Source organism: Faecalibacterium sp. I3-3-33 (genome assembly GCF_023347295.1).
Taxonomy (GTDB): domain Bacteria; phylum Bacillota; class Clostridia; order Oscillospirales; family Ruminococcaceae; genus Faecalibacterium.
Map to the genome: position 1 here is coordinate 666,792 of NZ_CP094469.1, position 25,529 is coordinate 692,320.

Annotated in this window: 23 protein-coding genes; all 23 read left to right on the forward strand. The window is 46.4% G+C overall.

Features of this window, described 5'->3' with window-relative positions; translation table 11 throughout:
- Nucleotides 1-16: 16 nt before the first annotated feature.
- The 23 genes from MTP39_RS03150 (at nucleotide 17) to MTP39_RS03260 (ending at nucleotide 25,515) form a co-directional block, all read left to right on the forward strand.
- Nucleotides 17-2,242 carry a Helicase associated domain protein gene (locus MTP39_RS03150; protein WP_249241410.1) on the forward strand — a complete coding sequence of 742 codons (2,226 nt, stop codon included), beginning with the start codon at nucleotides 17-19 and terminating at the stop codon, nucleotides 2,240-2,242.
- 90 nt (nucleotides 2,243-2,332) lie between these two features.
- Nucleotides 2,333-3,688 carry a sugar transferase gene (locus MTP39_RS03155; protein WP_249241411.1) on the forward strand — a complete coding sequence of 452 codons (1,356 nt, stop codon included), beginning with the start codon at nucleotides 2,333-2,335 and terminating at the stop codon, nucleotides 3,686-3,688.
- A gap of 681 nt (nucleotides 3,689-4,369) precedes the next feature.
- Nucleotides 4,370-5,428: a polysaccharide pyruvyl transferase family protein gene (locus MTP39_RS03160; RefSeq protein WP_249241412.1), complete on the forward strand. Its 1,059-nt coding sequence runs from the start codon at nucleotides 4,370-4,372 to the stop codon at nucleotides 5,426-5,428.
- A 24-nt stretch (nucleotides 5,429-5,452) separates the two neighbouring features.
- The gene (locus tag MTP39_RS03165) at nucleotides 5,453-6,664 is read left to right on the forward strand and encodes a glycosyltransferase family 4 protein (protein ID WP_249241413.1); all 1,212 of its coding nucleotides are present in this window, start codon (nucleotides 5,453-5,455) and stop codon (nucleotides 6,662-6,664) included.
- Nucleotides 6,661-7,752, forward strand: a complete 1,092-nt coding sequence (locus tag MTP39_RS03170) for a hypothetical protein (protein ID WP_249241414.1) — start codon at nucleotides 6,661-6,663, stop codon at nucleotides 7,750-7,752. Before MTP39_RS03165 ends, MTP39_RS03170 begins: the two co-directional genes overlap by 4 nt.
- A 17-nt stretch (nucleotides 7,753-7,769) precedes the next feature.
- On the forward strand, nucleotides 7,770-8,930 hold the full coding sequence (locus MTP39_RS03175; protein ID WP_249241415.1) for a glycosyltransferase: 1,161 nt from the start codon (nucleotides 7,770-7,772) through the stop codon (nucleotides 8,928-8,930).
- Between the two features lie 39 nt (nucleotides 8,931-8,969).
- Nucleotides 8,970-10,145, forward strand: coding sequence for an O-antigen ligase family protein (locus tag MTP39_RS03180; RefSeq protein WP_249241416.1), 1,176 nt, complete (start codon nucleotides 8,970-8,972; stop codon nucleotides 10,143-10,145).
- A gap of 9 nt (nucleotides 10,146-10,154) precedes the next feature.
- Entirely contained in the window at nucleotides 10,155-11,342 is a 1,188-nt protein-coding gene (locus tag MTP39_RS03185) for a glycosyltransferase (protein ID WP_249241417.1), read from the forward strand.
- Entirely contained in the window at nucleotides 11,339-12,448 is a 1,110-nt protein-coding gene (locus tag MTP39_RS03190; RefSeq protein ID WP_249241418.1) for a polysaccharide pyruvyl transferase family protein, read from the forward strand. The genes MTP39_RS03185 and MTP39_RS03190 overlap by 4 nt, the downstream gene beginning before the upstream one ends.
- Nucleotides 12,445-13,857, forward strand: a complete 1,413-nt coding sequence (locus MTP39_RS03195; protein ID WP_249241419.1) for an oligosaccharide flippase family protein — start codon at nucleotides 12,445-12,447, stop codon at nucleotides 13,855-13,857. Before MTP39_RS03190 ends, MTP39_RS03195 begins: the two co-directional genes overlap by 4 nt.
- A 2-nt stretch (nucleotides 13,858-13,859) precedes the next feature.
- A complete protein-coding gene (locus tag MTP39_RS03200) occupies nucleotides 13,860-14,906 on the forward strand; it encodes a polysaccharide biosynthesis protein (RefSeq protein ID WP_249241420.1) in 1,047 nt (348 codons plus the stop codon).
- A complete protein-coding gene (locus MTP39_RS03205; protein WP_249241421.1) occupies nucleotides 14,899-15,465 on the forward strand; it encodes a PglD-related sugar-binding protein in 567 nt (188 codons plus the stop codon). The genes MTP39_RS03200 and MTP39_RS03205 overlap by 8 nt, the downstream gene beginning before the upstream one ends.
- Before the next feature lie 11 nt (nucleotides 15,466-15,476).
- Entirely contained in the window at nucleotides 15,477-16,673 is a 1,197-nt protein-coding gene (locus tag MTP39_RS03210) for a polysaccharide biosynthesis C-terminal domain-containing protein (RefSeq protein ID WP_249241422.1), read from the forward strand.
- A gap of 32 nt (nucleotides 16,674-16,705) precedes the next feature.
- On the forward strand, nucleotides 16,706-17,893 hold the full coding sequence (locus tag MTP39_RS03215; protein ID WP_330221069.1) for a UDP-N-acetyl glucosamine 2-epimerase: 1,188 nt from the start codon (nucleotides 16,706-16,708) through the stop codon (nucleotides 17,891-17,893).
- Between the two features lie 142 nt (nucleotides 17,894-18,035).
- On the forward strand, nucleotides 18,036-19,421 hold the full coding sequence (gene glmM, locus MTP39_RS03220; protein ID WP_249241423.1) for a phosphoglucosamine mutase: 1,386 nt from the start codon (nucleotides 18,036-18,038) through the stop codon (nucleotides 19,419-19,421).
- A 215-nt stretch (nucleotides 19,422-19,636) separates the two neighbouring features.
- On the forward strand, nucleotides 19,637-20,302 hold the full coding sequence (locus MTP39_RS03225) for a hypothetical protein (RefSeq protein ID WP_249241424.1): 666 nt from the start codon (nucleotides 19,637-19,639) through the stop codon (nucleotides 20,300-20,302).
- 99 nt (nucleotides 20,303-20,401) lie between these two features.
- Nucleotides 20,402-21,172, forward strand: a complete 771-nt coding sequence (locus MTP39_RS03230; protein ID WP_249241425.1) for a hypothetical protein — start codon at nucleotides 20,402-20,404, stop codon at nucleotides 21,170-21,172.
- Nucleotides 21,173-21,264: 92 nt separating this feature from the next.
- The gene (locus MTP39_RS03235) at nucleotides 21,265-21,678 is read left to right on the forward strand and encodes a hypothetical protein (protein WP_249241426.1); all 414 of its coding nucleotides are present in this window, start codon (nucleotides 21,265-21,267) and stop codon (nucleotides 21,676-21,678) included.
- Nucleotides 21,662-22,132 (forward strand): helix-turn-helix domain-containing protein, encoded by a 471-nt coding sequence (locus tag MTP39_RS03240; RefSeq protein ID WP_249241427.1) that lies wholly within the window; start codon nucleotides 21,662-21,664, stop codon nucleotides 22,130-22,132. The genes MTP39_RS03235 and MTP39_RS03240 overlap by 17 nt, the downstream gene beginning before the upstream one ends.
- A 406-nt stretch (nucleotides 22,133-22,538) precedes the next feature.
- On the forward strand, nucleotides 22,539-22,760 hold the full coding sequence (locus tag MTP39_RS03245; RefSeq protein WP_249241428.1) for a hypothetical protein: 222 nt from the start codon (nucleotides 22,539-22,541) through the stop codon (nucleotides 22,758-22,760).
- Nucleotides 22,761-23,216: 456 nt separating this feature from the next.
- Nucleotides 23,217-23,678 (forward strand): helix-turn-helix domain-containing protein, encoded by a 462-nt coding sequence (locus MTP39_RS03250; RefSeq protein WP_249241429.1) that lies wholly within the window; start codon nucleotides 23,217-23,219, stop codon nucleotides 23,676-23,678.
- A gap of 735 nt (nucleotides 23,679-24,413) precedes the next feature.
- A complete protein-coding gene (locus tag MTP39_RS03255) occupies nucleotides 24,414-24,884 on the forward strand; it encodes a sigma-70 family RNA polymerase sigma factor (RefSeq protein WP_249241430.1) in 471 nt (156 codons plus the stop codon).
- A 403-nt stretch (nucleotides 24,885-25,287) separates the two neighbouring features.
- Nucleotides 25,288-25,515 carry a hypothetical protein gene (locus tag MTP39_RS03260; protein ID WP_117554199.1) on the forward strand — a complete coding sequence of 76 codons (228 nt, stop codon included), beginning with the start codon at nucleotides 25,288-25,290 and terminating at the stop codon, nucleotides 25,513-25,515.
- The last annotated feature ends 14 nt before the right edge of the window (nucleotides 25,516-25,529 follow it).

A 25,529-nucleotide genomic window follows, 5' to 3' on the forward strand; every position in this document is an offset into this window, starting at 1 on the left:
TGGAGGATACCCCTTTATGCGGGAAGGGGTGAACAAGGTGGCATTATGTCTGTTTGAGCACAACGAGAAAGCATATCATGCGGCAGTCCGGATGATGGACCAGTATGGCAAGGCTGCCATTGTTCATCCCACCGGCACCGGAAAGAGCTACATTGCGTTCAAGCTGATCGAGGAAAACCCGGAGAAGGTCGTGCTCTGGCTTTCCCCCAGTGAATATATCTTCAAGACCCAGCTGGAAAACCTGAAAAAGAACGACCCGGGCTTTCCGCTGGCAAACGTCCACTTTTACACCTACGCCAAACTGATGTGCTGCACCCAGGCGCAGCTGGAGAAAATTGCGGCGCAGAAGCCTGCCTATATTATACTCGATGAATTTCACCGTGCCGGTGCGGAATGTTGGGGCGAAAGCACGGTGGCTTTATTAAAGTTATGCCCGGATGCAAAGCTTCTGGGGCTGACAGCAACAAACATCCGTTATCTGGATAATAACCGCGATATGGCCGAAGAACTTTTCGATAGCCGTGTTGCGAGCAACATGACCCTTGGCGAAGCAGTCGTCAGGGGCATTTTGCCTGCCCCGAAATATGTGACTACGGTCTACCAGTACCAGAAAGCGCTTGCAAAGTATCAGGCACGGGTGGACAACCTGCGGGCACCGGGCATTCAGGATGTGAATCAGAAATATCTGGACGCGCTGCGCCGCGCACTGGAACAAGCGGATGGTCTGGATAGGGTCTTTGCACATCATATCACGAATAAGGCTGGCAAGTACATCGTGTTCTGCGCCAACAAGGAGCACATGGACGAGATGGTATCCCATGTGCCGGAATGGTTTGCAGGGGTCAACCCGGACGTTGTGGTGTATCAGGCCTATTCAGATGACCCGAACACCGACAAGGCTTTTGCGGACTTCAAGACAGACACCAGCAACCGGCTGAAGCTGCTGTTCTGCATTGATATGCTCAACGAGGGTGTTCATGTGGAGGGGATTTCCGGGGTCATCCTGTTCCGACCTACCATTTCTCCTATCATCTACAAGCAACAGATCGGACGTGCCCTGACCGCCGGGGACACCGCAGCCCCGTTGATTCTCGATGTGGTCAACAACTTTGAGGGCTTGACCAGTATTTCCGGTCTGCAAAGCGAGATGCAGGAAGCAGTCCATCGTCTGTATGCCAACGGCGAGGGCGACAAGATCGTGACCGAACGGTTCGAGGTCATCGAACAGGTGCACGACTGCCGGGTGCTGTTTGAGCAGCTGCAGGCAAGCCTTTCTTCCGGTTGGGAGCACTACTTCTCTGAGGCGAGCATCTACTATGCGGAGCACGGCAATTTGAACGTCCCGAAACTGTATACGACGCCCGGTGGTCTGAGCCTTGGTGTGTGGCTGGTGACCCAGCGCCGGGTGCGCGAGGGACAGATCCAAGGCAACCTGACCGAGCAGCAGATCGCGCGGCTGAACAGCATCGGGATGGTCTGGGGCAACCGGAAAGAAATCGCGTGGCAGCACGGATTTGAGGTTGCGAAAAAATACCACGACACCTACGGGAACCTGATGGTGCCCGGAAAATATGTAGACCCGGACGGCTATCCCTTGGGACAGTGGATCATCAAGACCCGGCAGCAAAAACTGAACGGACGCTTAAAGGAAGAACGCATTGCACAGCTTGATGAGATCGGCATGGTGTGGAACATTTTCGATGCCAAGTGGGAAAAGGCTTATGCGCTGGCTGCGGCTTATTATGAGGAAAACGGCAACCTGAATATCCCACGTTCCTATGTGACAGCGGCTGGTGAACGGCTGGGGCAATGGGTCGCAAGCCAGCAATGGGCGTACCCGAAAGGAAAGCTGACAGACGAGCAGGTCGAACGGCTCAACCGTATCGGAATGTACTGGGGCAACCGCAATGACCGCCAGTGGAACGAAGGATATCAGGAAGCCAAGCGCTATTTTGATGCCCACGGCAATCTGAACGTCCCGGCTGATTATGTGTCACCGGGCGGTTACAACCTTGGAAATTGGGTCAAGCGGCAGCGGTATACCCGCCATAACCCCGAAAAAAGCTGTGCTGTGCTGACAGAGGAGCGTATTGCAAAGCTGGATACCATCGGGATGCGGTGGGAGAAAGCGGATTTGAGACCGCGCCGGTTGGAGTTGGCACAAGGACCTCATAGGGAAAGCGAAAAACTGAATGTTTCAGCTAACCACAAAACGGGGGAAGATATCGGTTTGTGTAGTTGATAGCGCGATCCAAAGCACTTGCTGCAATTTGGGTCGGAGAAGTTACGTGAGTCGTAAAAAGAAAATCTAAAGGAGTTATTGGAGAGGATTATGTCAAAGTTTCAGCATGATGTAATGTTGCGGATTGTAAAGATCTTGAATGTTCTGATGATCGAGCTGCCGTTTGCGGCCTGCTGGTTCCTGTACTACTCGCACCAGACCTATGCAAATCTGGCATGGGAGGGTCATTTTGCGATTTTGGGCCTGTTTTTTATCCTGTACATTGTACTCGGTAAAATCTACGATGCGTTCTGGATGTCGATGCAGCGGGTCTCAGAACTGGTGTACGGCCAGATACTTGGCGCTATGGCAACCGATGGTATTTTATACATTGTAATCTGCCTGATGTCGGCAAAGCTCTGCAATCTGTTGCCGGGTATTGCGGCAATTGTAGGGCAGCTGGTGATGGCTGCGATCTGGGCATCTTGTGCACATAAATGGTACTACAAGACCTTCCCGCCGCAGAAGACCGCAGTTGTCTACGATGTACGTCATGGTATGGAAAAGCTCATCAACGAGTATGGTCTGAGCCAGAAATACGACGTGCAGGTTACCCTGAGCGTGTCGGAGTGCTTGGCAGACCTGAGCATTCTGGACGGCATGGAGACTGTTTTTGTCAGTGGTGTTCACAGCCATGAGCGCAACATTATCCTGAAGCACTGCGTAGGGAAGGGCATCAATATGTTCGTCATTCCCCGCGTTGGCGACGTTATTATGAGCGGCGCGTGGCCCATGCATATGTTCCATCTGCCGATGCTGCGCGTCGGTCGCTACATGGCAAGTCCGGAATTCTTGTTCATCAAGCGTGCGATGGATATTGTGATCTCGCTGGTGGCACTGATCATCTTGAGCCCACTGTTCCTGATCACGGCCATTGCGGTCAAATCCGATGGTGGTCCCGCCTTCTACAAGCAGGTTCGCCTGACCAAGGACGGCAAGCAGTTCGAGATTCTGAAGTTCCGCTCTATGCGTGTGGATGCGGAAAAGGATGGCGTGGCACGTCTTTCCACCGGCGACAAAGATGACCGTATTACAAAGGTCGGCCACATTATTCGCGCCTGCCGCCTGGACGAGCTGCCCCAGTTGCTGAACATCCTAAAGGGTGATTTGTCTGTTGTTGGTCCGCGCCCGGAGCGGCCGGAGATCGCTGCTCAGTACTGCGAGGAGATGCCTGAGTTTGCACTGCGCTTGCAGGCAAAGGCTGGTCTGACTGGTTATGCGCAGGTGTATGGCAAGTACAACACCACCCCCTACGATAAGCTGCAGATGGATTTGATGTATATTGCGCATCCCAGTCTGATTGAGGATTTGAAAATCATGCTGGCGACTGTGAAGATCCTGTTTATGCCAGAGTCCACAGAGGGCGTCTCCGAGGGGCAGACTACTGCCATGAGTGGCAAAAAGTGATGGGTAAATGGCTTAATTTCGTAGCGATATAGACAAAAATCGAGCAGAAATCCGCCTGATGTGACATCAGGAATAAACATAGGGCTTTCGATGACAATATCATTCTGCGGGCCTTGTGGGACGATGAAAATATCATCTGAGACTGAAATTGGTCTTGAAGATAAGAGTGTGCTGCTCATAAAGACGCTACGGTAAAGAGGTGTTTATACCAGAGTACACCGAAGCGGAAAAGATGAGCAAAACCCAGAAAAGTATTGATACTACGGCATATTTCGAGGTTCTGTGGAGTCAGGCATAAACGAAGCGGTTACTGTTGCGGGACGATGAGCCGAAAATGAGGCTCACAGATGATTGTTACAGTAGGTTGAGTTTATGCCAGAGTCCACCGAGATGATATGAACGTAGAAAACACCGAAAAGCGTTGGTGCTACAATGATTTTTCGAGAATGTGACATCAGGAATAAACAAAGGTCTTTCCATAACAAAGGGACATTAAAATGGTGCAATTTAGAGCGAAGTGGAGACCCAGTGCACCAGTTCAACAAGACATAGCGGCAGTGTGACTCACACTGCTGAGGACGATTAGTAGAGCTTTATAAGGAATAAACGGATCAGACTCTTTGAGATGAGCCTGGGTTGTTTTGTGGTTGATAATATTTCATTGATGAGGAGTACAAAGATATGAAGGTGGCGTATTGCACTGGATTTTGGTGCACGAATATCGGAAACGGCTTTTTTAGTTTGGGTGTAGAGTATGTGCTTAAGAAAATTCTGGGCGCAGAGAATGTGACAGTCGTTTCAGATTATCAAACTTACACAACAAGTTACGGAAAGCGGCTGTATCCTCATAAGAATCAGCTTGAGTACATCGCAAAGCTCGATGTGGATTATATTGTGCTTGCCGGACCTGTGATTTCTAAGTATTTCCTCCCACTGTGGAAAGACATTCTGCTGGAACTCAAAGAACGTGGCGTAGGTTATATGATTTTGAGTGCTGGTACTATGAAGCTTGATGCTACTGCCAGATGTGAGGTTGAAGAATTCTTTAAGCAGTGTCCTCCGTTTGTTTTTTCGTCTAGAGAACGTGAAACCTATGAGGCATTTGGGAAATACGCAACTAATGCGTATGATGGAATTTGCTTCTCCTTCTTTACCCCGGATTACTATGCTCCCTGCAAGATTGATTTCGGGCAGCCGTACTGGATTTCTAATTTTGATAAAATTATTGAGCCGGAAATCTGGACCGATGATTCTAGTCGTAAACACACCCATGAATTTGAATTTGACAATCAAAGGATTTTCGTTAATTCGCCTTCTACGGTTGCAGCAAAAACAGATCGGTTTACAGATGCATTGATTTATGTACGAAGCCTTCTGCCAGCACCGAAACGTGAAAACGAAATCGGGCGGTATAAGTTGGTAAGAACGGATCAAAGATTCCACCCGCATTTTAGAAGCAAAATCTACGCATATAAAAACTCCTTCTGTGCAGATATCCCTTACGGGTATATTAATCTGTATGCAAATTCTCAGTTGACTCTGTCCGATAGAGTACATTCCTGTGCTGTGACGCTTGCATACGGTCATTCTGCAATGCTCTTTGTGAAGACCAATCGGGTGGGTCTGCTCGAGCGAGTTGGAGCAGGTGAAATAACAAAGAAACCTGTCAAATTGGATATGGAACTTATTTCAGAAGAGAAAAATAAACTTGTTCAGTGGTTAAAAACTGTGCTTCTATAAAGTGTTGTCGAAAAGGAGAAGTTAATGAATATTTTGTTGTTCATGTCCAGCGGCCTTGATACACCGGGTCCTTCATGGCATCTATACACGGCGCTAATCGAAGATCTTGTTTCTTATGGACATAAGGTACATTTAATCGAGAGCCATTCTACCGGAATTAATCCGGATTGTCCTGAAAGACTGAAAGGACTTGAAAATTTCTCTTATGAAACCATCAATATAGAAACGGTTGCAAAAAAAGCATTCGCCAAGAGATATCTGGTGGGTGTTAAATACTGTTTTAAGGCTCGGAAGGTTTTTAAGGCTCAGCAGAATTTTGATGTAATGATGGTTCAATCGTGTCCGTGGGCACCTTTTGCGATCACATTCGCAAAAAGCTACGTGAAGACTCCGGTGATTTATAATAGTCAAGATATGTTTCCGGGGGCTTCTATAGCGAATGGTGCAATGAAGCAGAAATGGATGCAGAAGATTTTCTATATGTTTCAGAAGGTTGCATATCGAAGAGCAGATCATATTTCTGTGATTTCAGAGGATATGAAGCAAAAAGTGATAGAGCAGGGCGTTCCGGCTGCCAAGATTACAGTTATCCCAGACTGGTATGATGATAAGAGCGTTCGAGAAATTCCGTGGGAAGATAATTTGTTTGTAAAAAAATACGACTTGAAAAAAGATTGCTTCTATGTTCAGTTTGCAGGAACTATGGGCATGAACTTTGATTATAAGATGGTGCTTCGAGTTGCTGAGAAATTGAAACAGGAAAAGAAAATAGTGTTCCAGATGATTGGTCAGGGAAGCCAGAAGGATGACTTTGTTCATGCGGCGCAAGAAAAAAAGCTTGATAATATCGTGTTTCTGCCACTGGAGCCGCAAGAGATGGTTCCACATGTGTATAGTGCTTGTTCAGCATGTTTGATTCCGCTTCCTCGTGGAGTTATTGGAAATTCAGTTCCAAGCAAAGCCGGACTTTTAATGGCATGTCATAGAGTTATTGTGACCTCGGCAGATGAGGGATCGGATTACAACGATATGTTCAAAAGAGAACAGATTGGTATGGCGTTTGATTGCGACGATTCGGATGGCGTTGCCAAAGGTATTTTAAAATTGAGGGACGAGCCGGAGTATTGCAGTCGATTAGCCGATAACGCCCAAAAATATGGAAAAGCCGTCTACACAAGAACGGTGAACACCAAGCTTTATGAGGATCTGTATCGCAGAATTGGAGGAAAAGCATGATGAAAGTTCTATTATTGGGCTTTGGAAAAATTGCATATATGCCTTATATGAACTTTTATCTGGATGCACTCAAGGAACGGGATATTCAGTTTGAACTGATTTACTGGGATCGTGACGGGAAGTCTGATGCGGAAGTGCCACAGAGAATTTCAAAGGCATATAAGTTCGAGGAGCATCTGGAAGAGCAACTTCCGTTCAAGAAAAAACTGAAGTATTTTGCAAAGTATCGTAGGTTTGCATTGAATGTCTTAAAAAATAATTCCTATGACAGAATTATTGTGCTGCATACGACACCGGGATTGACTTTGCTGGACTATCTGGTGCGGAAGTATAAAGGACGGTATCTTCTGGATTTTCGAGATGTATCTTACGAGTATATCCCGGTATATCATAAGCTGGTTGGTATCCTTTCTAAAAACAGCGCCGTGACTTTCGTCAGCTCCAATGCGTTCCGGAAGTTTCTCCCCACGGAAAAGAATGTTATGACGATTCATAACTATCTGGAGGATTCCCTGAATCATAAAATGCTCCGTAAACAGGATGCAAGAGAGCGCAATGCGATTCGCATTAGCTATTGGGGGCTTGTCCGACAGGTCGACGTGAATAAAAAACTGATGGACGCATTGGGAAATGATCCTCGCTTTGAACTGCATTATTACGGAAGAATGCAGCAGGACGGAAGAGATATGGAACAGTATGCCCGGGGTAAGAAATATAATAATGTGTTTTTCCACGGCGCGTATATGCCAACTGATCGGTATGAGTTTGCTAAAAATACAGATATGATCCATAACGTTTATGACTGTGGGCACACTACGGGGAATGCAATGGGCAATAAATACTATGACGGTATTATTTTTGGCATTCCCCAGATATGCACGGTAGGCTCCCATATGGGCGATGTTGTTACGGAACGACAGGTCGGTATGGCTGTGTCACTTGACAGTAATAACATGGCAGATGAAATTTGGGCATATTACCACAATATCGATTGGGAAAAGTTTGAGGTAAAATGCGAGGATGCCTTGGAAAGCGTTCTAAATGAGCAGAAAATGACAAAAGCAAGGCTGTTAGCTTTTATTGGTTAATAGGGTGGAGAACTCAGATGAGAATTGATTATGCGTCCAGCGCAATGGATGCGCAAGACTTCGCAAACCTATTTGAGAATAGTCCGAAAGCACCGGGGCAGCAGGCACAGAAATTCAACCGTCTGATGATACAAGGCTTAGCGGAAAATGGTGCAGTAGTACGGGCTGTGACGGCACGACCTGTGACTGGAACGAATTGTCCGAGCAAGTTCCTCTCAGCCAATAGCGTCCAACGGGGAAAGGTAAGATACCATTATTGTTCAGTACTGAATGTAAAGGGTATCAAGATCTTATGGCAGACGATTTCTGCGTTCGTAACGGTTGTGTTTGGCGGCTGTGATGCGGTCGTTACGGATGTACTGAATGCTTCGGTGGCCTATGGCGCTGTGACAGCAGCTCGTTTGCGAAAGAAACCATGTATCGGGATTGTGACCGATCTTCCGGAATTAATGGTAACTGGAACAAACCAAAACCATGTGAAGCTCGTGCGGAAGATTATGCAGAAGTGTACCGGATATGTTCTCCTTACAGAAGCGATGAACGAACCGGTAAACCCTGAACATAAACCTTATGTGATTGTTGAAGCATTGTGCGATTCAACGATAAAACCGCAGCCGGAGGTAAAAGCGCAAACGAGTTGTACTAAGAAGTGTATGTATGCTGGTTTGCTAGATGCTCGATACGGAGTAAAGGCTATGGTGGATGGATTTGTCCTTGCCAATGTACCGGATTTAGAACTGCATATCTATGGAAATGGTCCTTATGTGGATGAGTTGCAGAAGGTGACGCAGGAGCATCCGAATGTGATTTACCACGGAATTGCTATGAATGATGAAGTGGTTCAGGCAGAAATAGAGGCCGACTTGCTTATCAATCCGCGCCCGACCCATGAAGAGTTTACCAAGTATTCGTTCCCTTCAAAGAATATGGAATATATGGCATCTGGCACACCAGTTCTTACGACGAATCTTCCCGGTATGCCAGAAGAATATAAGCAGTATGTCTACTTGATCGAGGACGAGTCGGCGGAGGGGATTGCAAGAGCAATAAAGACTACTTTCGATACTGTGCGAAGCGAAAGAGACAGAAAAGGACATAGTGCACAAGAATTTGTTTTAAATGAGAAAAATAATTTATTTCAAAGTAAACGTGTTCTCTCAATGCTGGAGGCAAAGTAAGAGGGCGATGTTGCAGTAACGAGAGAGGAAATTCAAAATATGAATCAATCTTTGACTTATAAAAAACTCAGGGACTATATACTGATAGTGTTTGTGTATCTGTTTTTTCGAATGAACTCCTATTTTACAAGAGGGTCGACTATCGAGCAATTCTTACTTATTGGAAGGGTTGCTATTATTGCACTTTCGTTTTTGTTAATTTTTCGTGTACAGTTCATTCCGAATAAAAGCATGATCATTCTCACAGTGGGAAGTAGTTTTTGGTTTTTCTTAACAGGGCTACAAAACTATTCAGGTGCAATAGATATACTGACAAACTTTCTAACCCAGATGTGGTGGGCATCTTTCTTGATCATTTCGTACCTACTTCTCATACGAGTCAGGGATGATGAGAGAAAGAAAATAATTAACATTGGAGTAATCGCATTTTATGTGTTCTCACTAAGATATGCTATATGGCTTCTGAGTAGCAATAGATATTGGAGTTCTGGGGGAATAAATTCAATATATTATTGCGTTCTCCTCTTGCCATTATGTTATTTGGCTGATAAAAAGACGGTCAAATACTCAATGATTTTCATTGCGGCATTGTTGACAATTATCTCCGGAAAAAGAACAGCGTTGATTTCCATTATTCTCTGTGGATTCCTTCCACCGCTGCTTGAAAAAGACGATAAAAGAGGAAAGAAAAAAACTGGGACAATGGTGCTCTTGATGATCGTGTGTATAATGCTTGTGTATGTATCGGAGTATCTATCTAAATCAATAAATATAACTATTATTGAACGTATGCAAAGTTTGCAGGAGGATGGGGGGTCAGGTCGGACAACAACCTATGCACTTGTTTGGGAAGCATTTAAGAGTTCAAACATTGTTAAGCAGGTAATCGGGCATGGATATAATGCTGTTTATCTTGATAAAATATCGATTTCATCTGCGCACAATGATTTTTTGGAAGTGCTTTATGATTATGGTGCAATCGGATTGCTTTTTTATGTCTTACTTTTGTTTAATTTCATTTTTGAAGCAGTAAAACTGAGAAAAGCACAGTGTGAATCCTTTGCAGCCATTACAGCTGCGCTACTAATTTATATCACTCTATCCTGTGTTAGTCATTTGATTATATATCCAACTTATAATGTTTTCTTGTTGTTTATTATATCCGTTGGATTTTCAGAGTATGAAAAGGATCAGCGAATTTCAGTAGGGGGATGAGGTAACTAAATGAAAGTTTTGCATATTAATTGTGCCGATTACGGGAGTACAGGTGCAATAATTGACAGCATTGCAAAGTATAGCGAATTCGAGCATGTGTTATGTACCCCTTATATTACTAAGCAACATGAGAAGTTGAAGACGTATGGTGTGTGTGTACCGCATGAACTGGGAGTGTACAAACGTATAGCGTATGTTTTGGGCTATCAGTACGGATTTGCACCTGTATCAACACTTAAAATTAAACGGATTATTAAAAAGGAGAATCCAAGCGTTATTCATATTCACTCGGCAAATTGCAATGTTGTTAATATATACTCTTTATTAAGATTTCTTAAACAGAATAAGATTCCTTTTATCATTACCAATCATGCAGAGTTTTTTTATACGGGATCGTGTAGCCATGCATTCAATTGTGAAAAGTGGAAGTCCGGTTGCGGAAACTGTCCTCAGCTAAGGTTTGCGGCAAATACATGGAGAGACATAACGGCAAACGCATGGGAGAAAATGAAAAAGGCATTTGCCGGAGCCAAACAATGCTATGTGGTATCTGTTTCCCCATGGCAAAAGAAGAGGGCGTTGGAATCACCGATATTTTCGGGAGTGCAGCAACGCTGCATAATGAATGGAATAGATGCAAGTATCTTCTTTGAAAAGAGATTTTTGAAGGCGGATGATTGGCGTACAGTTCTGTTTGTTACAGCTGATTTCAGCACTACAGACAAGTACAGCAAGGGTGGATTTTATCTGCTAGAATTGGCAAGACTCCTGAAAAATGAAAAAATACGATTTGAAGTTGTAGGAAGAACAGCAAGCAAAAAGGTAGAAGAGGATAATGTTCGAATAATTGGACCCGTGCATGATAAGAATGAATTAGCTGATTTCTACCGGAAGGCAGATGTGGCATTAACACTAAGTCAGAGAGAAACATATGGAATGACTGTTGCAGAGGCGCTGCTTTGCGGAACTCCGGTTGTGGGGTTTAAAAATGGTGGGTCCGAGAGCATTGCGCTTTCTAATCATACACAATTTGTTGAGTTTGGCGATGTTAAGAAACTGGCAGACATAATAAGGAACAAGTGGATTGACTATAAGGATACTCATTCAAACCAAATAGCACTTGAAGCTGAATATATGTATTCTGATAAAGCGATGGCGACAGCATATGAAAATTTGTATTTGGAGGTGATTAAGTGAAAAAAGCGTGTATTTTTACGTTTCATAATGTCCCTAATTATGGTGCGGTTCTTCAAACATATGCCCTGGCGCATTATATTGAGGCGAGTTTTGGCTATCATGTAGATATTATGGACTTTCAATGTGAAGGAAATGGATCTGAGTTTGAACCAACTGAGTTTATAAAAATTGCTTGTAAAAGTAAGAAAAAAATCGTATCAATTTATAAAAAAATAATGATGTCTTTGTACTTCGAAAAAAGCTACAGAAGAAAGTATCTACGATTTCAGGAATTTAAAAAACGTAACCTATCGGTGATTTCATACGATAAGACTCACATATATGATGCTGTGGTACTTGGTAGTGATCAAATATGGAATCCGGATATTACAGGTGGCTTTCAAGCAGAATTTTTTGGACAGTCAAAGCTTATCAAAGGAAAAACCAATGTGGCATATGCTGCAAGTTGTGGGGATGTTTCTGCTTTATCTGAAGCTCAGACTAATAACCTAATTGAATATACCAGTAAATTGGATTATGTGGGAGTAAGAGAAAAAAGTCTTTCTGTGTTTCTTCATGAAAAGGGTGTTAATAATACCTGTACATTGGATCCAACTTTCTTGCTTTCTGCCAACGATTATAATACCTTAGTGCAAGATAAGGCGCAAGAAACTGATCCGTATATTCTCGTATATGAATTGCAAAAGAATGAGGAAATGGAAAAACTTGCGTTTAGAATTGCAAATGAAAAAAATCTCAAAGTTCGAATGCTTGTCGGGTATATAAGTTACTCGAGGAAGAAATCATATGAAGTACGAGATGCAGGACCGACTGAATTTTTATCACTTATAAAGAATGCTGACTATATTCTCACAAATTCTTTTCACGGGACGGCATTTTCGCTGATTTACAAAAAAGATTTCAACGTAGTCTTACCAAGAACAAGAACAAGCCGCGTTATTGATTTACTAAACGAAATAGGATTGATGAACCGTATTGTGGCAGCAAATGAGTGCGAATCGAACTTTGAACATATTGATTATGAAGCGATTGAAGACAGGATAAGAAGAATTGAGATTTCTTCTAAAAGCTTTTTGAGAGAAGCACTAGGAGGTGATACTGATTGAATAAATACAAAAAACTCCTATCTAATACAGCTGCAATGACAGTTGGCCAATTTTCTAGTAAGATCCTTAGCTTCCTTCTTATACCATTATATACGTCAATTCTTTCTACAGAGGAGTATGGAATTTACGATATAATCGTAACGACCGTTACACTATTGACACCATTTCTGACGCTTGTAATATCTGAAGCTATCCTGCGTTTCGCAATAGACAATGATTACGACAATCGATATGTACTTACTATTGGTGTAACGTTAGTTGTACTGGGTAGTGGAGTTCTTATCCTGCTGTCACCAATATTTTCCTTTGTTGGGTCAATAGCGAAGTATAGAATCTGGATAGTTATTTTCTTCTTTGTGATGAATTTGCACACGGTGCTAATTCAGTTCCTGAAGGGAATTAATAAGGTGATGCAATATTCAATAATGGGTGTTATTAGCACAATGACAACCCTGAGTTTGAATATTTATTTTCTGGTTATTAGAAATTACGGAATTGTGGGATATCTTCTAGCGACAACGATGTCACATCTGCTTGTATCGCTCATAATTATCATCCATAACAAATTGTGGACGTATGTAGTCAATCCGCTTTCGATACCGAGAAATGTATATAAAGATATGTTGCGTTTTTCCGTCCCTATGATCCCGAACTCCATAAGTTGGTGGGTAAGTGACTCGTCGGATAAATATGTAATACTGTGGTTTTTGTCATCTGCAGAAGTTGGATTATACTCGATTGCGTATAAAATTCCTACTCTACTAACGATGGTTATGTCTCTATTTGTTTCTGCTTTTCAAATATCAATATTTGACGAGTTCAAAAAAGAAGATGGCTCGAATTTCTTCAAAACTGTATATACAAGCGTTATGATGGCACTGCTTGTGGCTGCCTCCATGCTTATTTTTGCATCTAAGTATTTAGCAGTTGTTCTATACAAAAATAGTTTTTATAGCGCCTGGATGGTTGGCTGTATTCTAATTTTTGCATTTGTTTTTAATTCACTGTCATCTCTTATTGGTACGATATACACTGCAACAAAAAAGACGAGCGTTTTATTTTATTCAACCTTGGCAGCAGCATGTGTGAATATAGCACTAAATATTATTCTTATTCCGTGCTACGGTTTGTATGGAGCTGCATTTGCAACGCTTGTCAGCTATGTATGCGTTTGGCTCATTCGTGCACTGCTTGCAAAAAAACAAATGGAAAAAGGATTTATAGACAGGAACTCTCTGATAATAATGGTTCTGATTGCTTTTCAAATAGTGATTGAATTGTCATCTCTTGAGTACAAAATGTTTTTGTCATTTGTTATTGTACTACTTGTCATTGCTGCCGCATACAAAAAACTAAGGAATAGTATTTTGTATGATAAGATTACGACAATTATAGAAAGAAGGAAATAAAAATGTCTGCATTTGATAACGCAACCCTTATGATCACTGGTGGTACTGGTTCTTTTGGTTCTACCGTTCTGAAGCACTTTCTGGATTCTGACCTGAAGGAAATCCGTATCTTCTCTCGTGACGAAAAGAAGCAGGACGATATGCGCCATGAGCTTCAGGCCAAGCACCCGGAGAACGCCAAGAAGGTCAAGTTCTACATCGGTGATGTCCGCAATCCTCAGTCCATCCGTGACGCAATGCCCGGTGTTGACTACATCTTCCACGCTGCTGCTCTGAAGCAGGTTCCTTCCTGCGAGTTCTTCCCCATGCAGGCCGTCCAGACCAACATCATCGGTACCGATAACGTCCTGCACGCTGCTATTGATGCCGGTGTCAAGCGTGTCGTCTGCCTGTCCACTGATAAAGCAGCCTACCCCATCAACGCCATGGGTATTTCCAAAGCCATGATGGAGCACGTCATCTACGCAAACGCCCGTGTGGCGGCCGAGCGTGGCGGCACCACCATCTGCTGCACCCGTTATGGCAACGTTATGTGCAGCCGTGGCTCTGTCATTCCTCTGTTCATCGACCAGATCAAGGCCGGCAATCCCATCACAATCACCGACCCCAACATGACCCGCTTCCTGATGAATCTGGACGAGGCTGTGGATCTGGTTATGTTCGCCTTCCAGCACGCCAACCCCGGCGACCTGTTCATCCAGAAGGCAGACGCTTCCACCATTGGTGATCTGGCAAAGGCTGTCCAGCAACTCTTCGGCGACACCGGTACGAACATCATTGGCACCCGTCACGGCGAGAAGCTGTTCGAGACCTTGATGACCCGTGAGGAGCGTCTGCGCAGCCAGGATATGGGCCACTACTTCCGTGTTGCCGCTGACAACCGTGACCTGAACTATGACAAGTTTGTGGTCAAGGGCGAGGTACATACCATGGCGGACGAGTCTTACACCAGCCACAACACCGAGCGCCTGGATGTGGAAGGCACTGTCAAGAAAATCCTGACCACCGAGTATGTTCAGAATGCACTGAAGGGCATCCCGAATGTCTAAAGAAAAGTTACTGCTGATTGGTGCCGGCGGCTTTGGGCGCATGGTGGCGGAGCAGGCGACGTTCCGATATGATTGTGCTTTCGTGGATGACGGACAGCCTGTGGGTACCGAGATTTGCGGTATTCCGGTGGTTGGCGGTCTTGCTGATTTGCCGGAGCTGCGGAAAGAGTACAGCTTGCTGGTGGTGGGTATCGGCAACAATCGGTTCCGGGCACAGGTGTATGAGAAAGCAAAATCACTTGGCTATGCGTTCCCCAACATCATTGCTCCCGGTGCCTACATCAGTCCATACGCAAAGTTGGGCTGTGGCTGCGTGGTGCTGCAAAATGCCTGTGTCCAGAATGGTGCGTCCGTTGGCGACGGTGTTCTGCTGAATGCCGGAACAGAGGTCCACTGTGATGCGACGGTAGGGGACTACGCCCTTATCTACACCAACAGCGTAGTTCGCACAGGCGCAACGGTGGGGGACTTTGCCCGCATCGGCAGCAACTGCACCATCTGCAATCATGCAACCGTGCCGGATGGCGCAGATATTCCGGACTGCACCGCAGTACACTAAGAGGTGAGAGAATGAACATTCTAGTCACAGGTGCCAAGGGCATGGTGGGAACCGCCCTGTGTAACAACCTGAAAAACATCCGAGATGGGAAAAATAAGACCCGCCCGGCATTGCATATTGAAGAAATCTACGAATATGATTTGGACTCTACCCCGGCGGAGCTGGACGAGTACTGCCAGAAGGCGGACTTTGTCTTCAATTTGGCTGGCGTGAATCGTCCGGAAAACCCGGAAGACTTCATGAAGGGCAACTTTGGCTTTGCATCTGACCTACTGAACTGCCTGAAAAAGCATGGCAACAAGGCGCCCATCATGCTGTCCAGTTCCATTCAGGCCACCCTGGCTGGTCGTTTCGGCAACAGCGAGTATGGTCGGAGCAAAAAGGCGGGCGAGGAGCTGTTCTTCCAGTATGCTCAGGAGACTGGGGCTAAGGTTGCCGTCTACCGCTTTGTCAATCTGATGGGACACAGCCGCCCCAAGTACAACAGCGCCGTCAGTACCTTCTGCTGGGCGGTTGCCAATGACGAGCCCTTCACCGTCAATGACCGCAGCACTGAGTTGGAGCTGCTGTACATCGACGACTTGGTAGAAGGAATGTTCGACCTGCTGGAAGGCAAGGAGCAGCACTGTGAGTTTGATGGTGTAGAGACTGTTCTGAAAGCAGACGGTCGCTACTGCTGTGTTCCCGTGACCCACAAGGTCACGCTGGGAGAAATTGTGGACTTGCTGCAAGAGTTCAAGGCGCAGCCCACGACGCTCATGATGCCGAAAATGCCGGACGGCTCTTTTGCCAAGAAGCTGTATTCTCTGTACCTGACCTATCTGCCCACGGACAAGTTTAAGTATGCCCTGAAGATGAACGTGGACAACCGTGGCTCCTTCACTGAACTGGTGCATACTGCCGACTGTGGACAGGTGAGCATCAACATCTCGAAGCCCGGCATCACGAAAGGACAGCACTGGCACAACTCCAAGTGGGAACTGTTCATTGTGGTGGCTGGGCACGGCTTGATTCAGGAACGGAACATCAACACCGGAGAAACGGTGGAGTTTGAGGTTTCTGGGGACAAGATCGAGGCCGTCCATATGATTCCGGGCTGGACCCACAACATCATCAACCTGTCGGAAACGGAAAATCTGGTAACCGTGATGACTTGCAACGAGATCTTCAACCCGAACCACCCGGACACCTTCTTCGAGCCGGTGTAAGAGAGGATACTGGTTGTCGATAGGAGATTTTTATGGAACACAATTTTACATGGAAAAACGACGGGCGCACCAAGGTCATGATTGGCTGCGGTACCCGTCCGGAAATCATCCGACTGGCTGCGGTTATCAAACGCTGCCGGGAATATTTTGACTGCTGCGTGGTCTATTACAATCAGAATTGGGACAGAAACCTTTCTACCGTTTTCTGGGAAGACTTTGAACTGAAGAACACCTTCGGGGAATTCGGACCCGACATTCTGGTGCCCGTGGTGGGCGAGAATCTGGGTGTGACCTGTGGTAACATTCTGGGGCACAGCTATGAGCTTTTGTCTGAGTTGCAACCGGAGGGCTATCTGGTGCTGGGCGATACCAACTCCTGCCTGTCCGCCATCAGCGCCAAGCGGCTGCACATCCCGCTGTTTCACATGGAGGCGGGCAACCGCTGCAAGGATGAGTGCCTGCCCGAGGAGACCAACCGCCGCATCGTGGATGTAATCTCCGACGTGAATCTGTGCTATTCCGAATTCGCCCGGAAGTATCTGGCGGATACAGGGCTGCCCAAGGAGCGCACCTACCAGACCGGCTCTCCCATGGCAGAAGTGCTGCACATGAATCTGGAGAAAATCCAGAAAAGCGATGTGCTGGAGCGTCTGGGGCTGGAAAAGGACAAGTACATTCTGCTGTCTGCCCACCGTGAGGAGAACATCGACTCTGAAAAGAACTTCCTGAGTCTGTTCACTGCCATCAATGCGCTGGCAGAGAAGTATGATATGCCCATTCTCTACTCCTGCCATCCCCGCAGCAAGCACCGTCTGGAACAGAGCGGCTTCCAGCTTGACCCTCGAGTCCGGGTCAATGAGCCGCTGGGCTTCAACGACTACAACAAGCTGCAAATGAACGCTTTGGCAATCGTCTCCGACTCCGGCACCCTGCCCGAGGAGAGCAGCTTCTACCTCTCTATCGGTCATCCCATCGCCGCTGTATGCATCCGTACTAGCACGGAACGTCCCGAGGCGCTGGAGGCTGGTGACTTCATCCTGGCTGGCATTACCACCCGGGAATTGCTCAACGCCACTGATATGGCGATCGAGATGAAGCAGAAGGGTGTTCTGGGCAAGCCCTGCCCCGATTATGTGGACGAGACCGTGTCCATGAAGGTGGTTCGTATTATTCAGGGCTATGTAAACGTGGTTAATAAGATGGTGTGGAGGAAGGGCTGATTCTCCGCAGAGCCATGTGTTCCGCCACATGGCTCTGCTGCTCAAGTATGCTACCTCTCCGTGGTGAGCAGCAGGCAACGAGAGTTCCTCTCGGCTAAAGCATATATTCGTTAAATCACTCTTTGGATGAGGAAAAACTATAATGGGAAAGTATTTTGGGACCGATGGCTTCCGTGGCGAAGCCGGAATCACGCTGACCGCTGACCACGCCTATAAGGTTGGTCGTTTTCTGGGCTGGTACTACAACGCCCTGCGTGAGCGCAACGGCAACAACGAGGCTGCCCGCATCGTCATTGGCAAGGACACTCGCCGCAGCTCCTATATGTTCGAGTATAGCTTGGTTGCTGGTCTGACTGCTTCCGGCGCAGACGCCTATCTGCTGCACGTCACTACTACGCCCAGTGTGGCCTACATCGCCCGCGTGGACGACTTCGACTGTGGCATCATGATTTCTGCCAGCCATAATCCCTACTACGATAACGGCATCAAGCTGATCGACTGCTATGGCGAGAAAATGCCCGAGGAGATCCTGTTGCTGGTAGAGGACTACATCGATGGCAAGCTCCACGTGTTCGACAAGGATTGGCCGGAACTGCCCTTTGCCCACCGTGAGCATATCGGCTGCACCGTGGACTATGTGGCAGGCCGTAACCGCTACATGGGCTATCTGATTAGCCTCGGAATCTACTCTTTTAAGGGCGTCAAGGTTGGTCTGGACTGCGCCAACGGTGCAAGCTGGAATATCGCTAAGTCTGTTTTCGATGCTCTGGGCGCGGATACCTATGTCATCAATAACAAGCCGAATGGTCTGAACATCAACAACAACGCTGGTTCTACCCACATTGAGGGTCTGCAGAAGTTCGTGGTAGAGAACGGACTGGACGTCGGCTTTGCCTTCGATGGAGATGCTGACCGTTGCCTGTGTGTGGACGAGAAGGGCAATGTGATCACCGGCGACCATATTCTGTACATCTACGGCTGCTACATGAAGGAGCGTGGCAAGCTGCTGACCAATACCGTCGTTACCACGGTCATGTCCAACTTTGGTCTGTACAAGGCCTTTGATGAGAAGGGCATCGGCTACGCCAAGACCGCAGTGGGTGACAAGTACGTCTATGAGTACATGGCAAAAAATGGCTGCCGTATCGGTGGCGAACAGAGTGGCCATATCATCTTCAGCAAGTACGCCAGCACCGGTGACGGCATCCTGACCAGCCTGAAGATGATGGAAGTCATGCTGGCAAAGAAGATGCCTATGAGTAAGCTAGCTGAGCCCCTGAAGATCTACCCGCAGGTGCTGGAGAACGTCCGTGTGATCGACAAAAAGGCTGCGCAGAACGACCCGGCGGTGCAGGAGGCAGTCAAAGCCGTAGCCGCGGCACTGGGCGATACTGGCCGTATTCTGGTGCGCGAGTCCGGCACTGAGCCGCTTGTCCGCGTGATGGTGGAAGCCCCTGACCATGATACCTGCCAGAAGTACGTCTCTCAGGTCGTGGAGGTCATCAAGAACAAGGGCTACGCCGTTTGAATACAGCCTTGATACAGCACAATACAGGTTGATGTATATTTCACCTGTGCCCTTGAAAACTTGGTTTTAAAGGGTTATATTTGAACCGTGGGACATTTCTCACGGTTTTGCCGCTCGAAACTTTGCACACCTCTACGCGGTGGGCGGCAGGCGACACAGCGTGGGTGCTGCGGCTAAGATGCAGAGGCTTTTGGGGAATGCTAGTGAGGTTGAATATGGATACTTCGACAATTACTACAGTTGTTTCGCTAGGGTGGGATAGCCTGCTGAAGCTGATGGGGTCTATAGTACTTAGTCTTGGCGGTGGAGCAGCTGTTGCGCTTTTTATTTTTCACTTTATGGCTGATCGTTTGGCAGAGCGCCTAAAGGGAAAGTACCAACTCGAACTCGATAAGAAGATTGAAGGTTATAAGGCTAATCTTGACAATAAAAAGTATGTAACAAAGACAAAGTTTGATACTGAGTTCGATTTGTATAGAAAGCTGTCTAAGGTATATTTTGAGATGATAAAGTGCAGTAGCATTATGATCCCCCAGGGCTATGCTAAGATACCAGCTGATGAAGAAACACGGAAAAAGGTAGATGAGGAACACTACAATGCGGCTCGGAAAGCAGTTGTAATTGCACAGGATGAGTTAAACGGTAATGCTGCATTTATTCCGAAAACTTTTTTCGACAGGTATGAAGAGATTCGTAGGCTTTGCGTTATACAATTGGATGAATTTGAGGAACGCTGGAATGCAGGCACATTGGTGCCACAGCAGGAAAAAGAAAAAATTTCGAGGGAAGCATACAAAAGGACGGGTGAGATAAACGAAAAATTCAGGGATTTAAATGGTGAGCTTAGGAAGTACCTCGACGAATTAGATGTTATTGAATAAGCACAATAGCTGTGTGGACACTGATCTCCAGAAGTTCACACGGCATATTTTTGAGCACGATATATAGTTTATGACGGAAATAAAATGAGGTGAAATTTAGTGGATAATACACGCGCGCGCAAGCCCGGTGGAGGGCGGAAGCCATCAAAGCCAGAGTACAGCGCATCCAAGAACCTGGCACAGCAGATGAAAGCAGCTGCTGACCTTTATACGGACGAAATGAGCCTGCAAGCCATCGCAGACGCCCTGTCCCTCAACCCTATCAAGGTTCGGAAGCTGCTCATCACAGCCGGAGTCTACGAGTCGGATACCGCAAAACTCGTCTGGCAGACCTTTAACACCTTCAGAGAAACACAGGACTACTCCACTGCCGTTACCTCCACCATGTCTGCCTTACAATTGTCCTGTTCCTCTGTGACCTCTTATCTGCCGTATGAGAAATGCGTGTACTTCCCGGAGGACGCTGAAGCGGCGAATATCAGTGCCGGGGCAGAGCGGCAGCGACACTACCGAGCTGTGGTTGCGCTGAGGAAGGATTCCTGCGAAGAGAACCTCTGGAAGTGTGTGGTGGCTTTTCGGGGATACAAGTTCAAGACGATGTCCGGCTTGCCCTTTACATATACGCTGAAGAAGGGCAGGGAAGATGAATTCACCAAGGAGCTGTGGATCGACCGCAGAGAGGGCAGCAAGAGCCTTGCTTGGAGTTCTGTGATGCTGGCGTATCACAATATCGGTAAAATTGGAGAGGTAGTGGACAGACCTAAGGTTCTGGGAGATATCCGGGGTGTGTCGTATATCTATGGGCTGTTCTACCGATTTGGTCTGATCGACGTGCCGGACAAGGCTAAGGAAAAGATGGCAAAGCAATAAGAAAACGAGACATATTTTGTTTTAAGATGGAATGTGATATAATAAAACTGGCGGTTTACCGTACTACATGAAAAGGGCAGGTGAATGTGCAAATGTACATCATTTGTCAAGATTCAATCCTTTCATCAGCTATCGAGGCGATTACTGAGGCAGTAAGTCTATTGGAGCTGAAGCAAGAAAAGAACAGAATCAATAAGCGGATTCAGTCATTGCTTCATATTGCTGATGATCTGGCACCGGATTCTGTGGAGTATCAGTGCGTTTATGAAAGAATTCTCGAATTGGAAAGGATGCGAGAACTGATCAGACGCATTAGAAAGGCTAAGTGTGCACAGATTCATGCGCAATTGCATATGCTATGGGTTAATAGAGTCAAAAAGGTCAGTCGCGCGACTGCGGGTTTGACTACTGATCCAATGAGCATCGCTATGCCCATTCCTCCCACGTTTGAGGCTACCTTGAGTAGTTTTGGACGTGGGAGGGATTTGGATGCCCTCGCATGCTGAAAAAAATCAAACAGAGATCAAAAACTACTATCGTATTATAGACCCGGAGGAAAGGCTGTCTGAGAATGAGAAGGCTGAAGAAGAACACAAGGTGTTAGAGAATATGCCTGCTTGCTTCCCGGCAGCACTACGATATGTGATGACACGCTTCGGATTTACGCAAGAGGCTCTGGCCTTTGAATCAAAGGTGTCGGAGTCAACGATCGGTCGCTACAGAAATGGAAAGGTTGAAAGTTTTTCTGAGAAAAACGTGGTTGCACTATGCGTTGCTATGCACCTTCCTCCATGGCTTTCGTTTGCGCTCATAGCAAAAGCGGGTTTTAGCTTGGCTGCGACCAAAGAACAGTTAGCACATTCGATGATTCTAAATTGTATGTATATGAGGTCAATTGATGAGGTGAACGAGTACTTAAGGGAAAGAGGAACTGATTCACTGTCCCGAGAGACAGCATAGGATTGCCGAGCATCTTGAGATTCTGAACCTAAAATGATGAGCCGTGTGTTCAACTCCCTGCCGGAGAAGGATACACGGCTCATTTGCACTGTTTGAGGATGAGGACAAGAAGAGCCAGATGCGAATCTGCACACTTGGCTCATCAAGAGACCGTGTGAGCCAGCTTAAAATTGAATTGCTGCCTGTTTGGTGCTGTTCGAATGCGTGGTAAGCCGAGGTAGACTTCAGGTGACCTTTTACAAGGTTGTCCGAGGTCTGCCTCGACTTTTTTTTGATGAATTGCGTTGGAACCTGGGATGAAGAAATATCATGCTTATGGTCTTTCTTTTTGGGACGTCCATTGCTATTATGTAGATGAAAGCTGACAGAGTCTGAGAATCCGTTTCCTTGAGGGAAAGGTGATACAGTGTCTAAAGGCTTTTTTTGTTTACACAATTTTACGCTCGTAGGAGAGGAAGAAGCAAATTTGTTCCTTTTAGAAGCAGGTACAAGTAAAGTTGCACAAAGGAAAAACTCCGGTTTTGGATTTCTGTCCAAACTTGTCGAAAAGATATTTACGCTGGATAATTTTGGTGCTATGATCACCATGGGGTTTGAGCCAAAAGGAGGCTTTGACCCATCATCTTGATTCCATAGTGTAAATGCAATACAACATAATTGAACAGAAAGGATAACCGAAGATGCGAAATCGAGGACTCTGAATTGAAATAGCAATAGCAAAGTAGTCTGTATGTTTCAGCGAAGACGTGTGAGCTTGATAAAAACTGAAACAAATTTCTTGATTTAAGACATACAGACCCAAATACATAATTAGAAAAGCAATAGTAACGGGATTTTTTACAGGATTATAAAAACTCTAGGTAGATAACTCTAAAATAACTGCTTTTGTGAATTATGTAAGGGGATAAGTATGCTCATTCGAGAATTGGACTGTTATTTCAATTCAATCTGACTTCGCAATAGGAATCTTTGTATATACAAAGACCGGAGAAGCTAGGATAGTGTACTTGTAACAAGTCACTGAGTCTTAGCATCTCCGGTCTTTTTTTGTTTGCATTTGCAGTATGGAAGGGGGTGAACCGAGGTGGCATCCGATGTACATAAGAATACGGATACCAAGGTGGAAACCGTCAGTGCCAACTCGGTTTGCCGTCAGTTGCCGCAGAAAACTGCCGAACAGGGGTTGGCAGCTGCAGTTGCGTTTGCGGAGGAGGTTCAATGGTCGTTGGCAATACGCAGAACGATTTCGGGGGTAGGGTTTGGAGAGGCCTTGAAGCTGCTGATGAACGACCGGGATTTGTCTGTGGAACAGATGGAGTCAGAGTCTGGGTTCTCTGTATCTACGGTAAAGCGGCTTCGTGCAGGACAGGATGCAAGTGTGGAGCAGATCGTTGCCATCTCGGTGGAGCTGCACCTTCCGCCACCTGTAAAGCGGCGATTTATTGAGGATGTGCGGAATCACGCTGGATTTCAACAATCAAAAGAATACTGTCTATCAGATGATTCTGACGGAGTATTACAAAGAAGGCATCGAACAAGTCAATGACTGCCTTGAAGCATGTGGATGTGCGAAACTCAAAACTGCCTGTTAATGCGGACACAACAGAATATACCTATGAGGCGATTGGACCATAAAACGGTCTGGTCGCCTCTTTTTTTGAAATTTTTTCTGAGGTAAGGGCTCAAGAAGTGAGCCCTAAACGGTAATAAAACGGCGCAGTAAGGCTGCATAAGAGCATCTGACATGACGGTATTTTTTATAAAAGTACGAAATAACGATGCTTTGTGTACTGCTTTTTAGAGCTCATCTGATGAACTGGTGATTTGAGGTGTTCTCGGTTATCATGTAGTCAGTTCAAGGGACGCCCCCCCAAAAAGGCAAGTTCTAAGAACAAAAAATAATATCGTAAGGCCCGATTCTAGAGAGGGTTAAGGATACCATAACGGAGTTTTACCAGCCGGCAGGCACTGTCTGCTGCGGTAGAACGACCGGTCTATGGGTGTACCTCCCATCTCTGGAATCGGGCCTTTTTGCGTTTTGCAGGCTGGTTCAGTGCACGGCGTGAACCCCTATCCAGTCTCCGTCATCGGTATCCTTCCCCTCCCTGAGTCCGGGGGAAAGGACACGAAAATGACTGACGTGATGAACTGCGTGGACAAGCTGCTGGAGAAAAAGATCACCGGCTACAAGCAGCGCATGGCTGTGAACCCCTGCGGTGTTTATCGTTAGCCTTCCAAATTTTCGACTTTTCACGACTTATCGAAAATTTTGAGGTTACACATGAGTTTCAATAATGGTAATGAACGTCGCAAGCTGAACGCAAAGCGGGAGCAACTCCGTGTGCAGTACCGCGAAGCCGGGATGAGCGAAGAGGCAATTCAGGCGATGTATGAGTTTGATCTGGGCGTCCTGAACAGTGAACGCGCCTATGATGCCAACACGGTGGCAGTCTGTGATGGCGAAGATGACGTTGACGCAAGGAAAGCAGCTGATCTTAAGCAATATGAGGCTGCGATCACGGTAACGGATACCTACCGCGAAACCAAGAGCCGCTTTGCATGGATCGGCGAAATCGAGAATGAGCGGCCGCTGGCTGCTCTTGAAAGCTTATCGGAACTCGACCTCAAAATTCTTACGCTCTATGTCTATGCCGGGTACACCGAGTCCGAGATTGCAAGTGCCTTGGAATCCAAAAGAATTACGATTCATAAGCGAATCGAGCGAATGGCTATGTTTTTGAAGAACTTTTGAACTATTTTCTTTTCTGGGTAACAATTTGCCCCTTCTCGATGGCTCGTAAGTGAAGGGACAATTTCCCAAGCGGCACCTGCCGCAGGGCAAAACGTCCGACCTCAGGGACCTTGAAAACTGAATAGTTCCGTCATCTGGTACTCCGATAATGATACTTCCGTAATTCGCGGCCCGGTCACAAAGCAGACGGGGTGGCTGAAATGCCAATGAAGCGGTACAAGTCCGCTGCCAGATGTTTATGCCCCACTCGCAGGGGGCCGAGGGCGAATATGCGAGACCTTTAATCATATTGATCCGGGAACTGCCGGGCACGTTTTTGCGCATTCGGCAGTTCCCGTTTTTTACGTATCCCAATTTAATCTTTACCCGAATATTCACTTTTGATACATAGGAGGACGCTTTTATGGATGAGTTGAACCCCACGGTGCGCGAGCAGGAGATCTACGAGGAGATGGAGCTGACCCCTGAGATGGTCAAGTCCATCCGCACCCTCTGCAGCACCTGTCTGCGGCACTTTGTGGATGCAAAGGCTTTCAAAATCGCGCTTGTACCCAGCGCAGACCGGAGCATGGACACCTGCACCGTCTGCCAGATGCGGCGCGGTTACGATTATGTGGTCATGCACCGCTGACCCAACCATACCAC

Excerpts from the sequence above, each read along its gene's own strand:
- MTP39_RS03170 (WP_249241414.1), top strand. The coding sequence starts at position 6,661 with ATGATGAAAGTTCTATTATTGGGCTTTGGAAAAATTGCATATATGCCT.
- MTP39_RS03225 (WP_249241424.1), top strand. The coding sequence starts at position 19,637 with ATGGATACTTCGACAATTACTACAGTTGTTTCGCTAGGGTGGGATAGC.
- MTP39_RS03200 (WP_249241420.1), top strand. The coding sequence starts at position 13,860 with ATGTCTGCATTTGATAACGCAACCCTTATGATCACTGGTGGTACTGGT.
- MTP39_RS03205 (WP_249241421.1), top strand. The coding sequence starts at position 14,899 with ATGTCTAAAGAAAAGTTACTGCTGATTGGTGCCGGCGGCTTTGGGCGC.
- MTP39_RS03160 (WP_249241412.1), top strand. The coding sequence starts at position 4,370 with ATGAAGGTGGCGTATTGCACTGGATTTTGGTGCACGAATATCGGAAAC.
- MTP39_RS03150 (WP_249241410.1), top strand. The coding sequence starts at position 17 with ATGCGGGAAGGGGTGAACAAGGTGGCATTATGTCTGTTTGAGCACAAC.
- MTP39_RS03210 (WP_249241422.1), top strand. The coding sequence starts at position 15,477 with ATGAACATTCTAGTCACAGGTGCCAAGGGCATGGTGGGAACCGCCCTG.
- MTP39_RS03215 (WP_330221069.1), top strand. The coding sequence starts at position 16,706 with ATGGAACACAATTTTACATGGAAAAACGACGGGCGCACCAAGGTCATG.
- MTP39_RS03185 (WP_249241417.1), top strand. The coding sequence starts at position 10,155 with ATGAAAGTTTTGCATATTAATTGTGCCGATTACGGGAGTACAGGTGCA.
- MTP39_RS03165 (WP_249241413.1), top strand. The coding sequence starts at position 5,453 with ATGAATATTTTGTTGTTCATGTCCAGCGGCCTTGATACACCGGGTCCT.
- MTP39_RS03260 (WP_117554199.1), top strand. The coding sequence starts at position 25,288 with ATGGATGAGTTGAACCCCACGGTGCGCGAGCAGGAGATCTACGAGGAG.
- MTP39_RS03180 (WP_249241416.1), top strand. The coding sequence starts at position 8,970 with ATGAATCAATCTTTGACTTATAAAAAACTCAGGGACTATATACTGATA.
- MTP39_RS03235 (WP_249241426.1), top strand. The coding sequence starts at position 21,265 with ATGTACATCATTTGTCAAGATTCAATCCTTTCATCAGCTATCGAGGCG.
- MTP39_RS03175 (WP_249241415.1), top strand. The coding sequence starts at position 7,770 with ATGAGAATTGATTATGCGTCCAGCGCAATGGATGCGCAAGACTTCGCA.
- MTP39_RS03255 (WP_249241430.1), top strand. The coding sequence starts at position 24,414 with ATGAGTTTCAATAATGGTAATGAACGTCGCAAGCTGAACGCAAAGCGG.
- MTP39_RS03155 (WP_249241411.1), top strand. The coding sequence starts at position 2,333 with ATGTCAAAGTTTCAGCATGATGTAATGTTGCGGATTGTAAAGATCTTG.
- MTP39_RS03240 (WP_249241427.1), top strand. The coding sequence starts at position 21,662 with ATGCCCTCGCATGCTGAAAAAAATCAAACAGAGATCAAAAACTACTAT.
- glmM (WP_249241423.1), top strand. The coding sequence starts at position 18,036 with ATGGGAAAGTATTTTGGGACCGATGGCTTCCGTGGCGAAGCCGGAATC.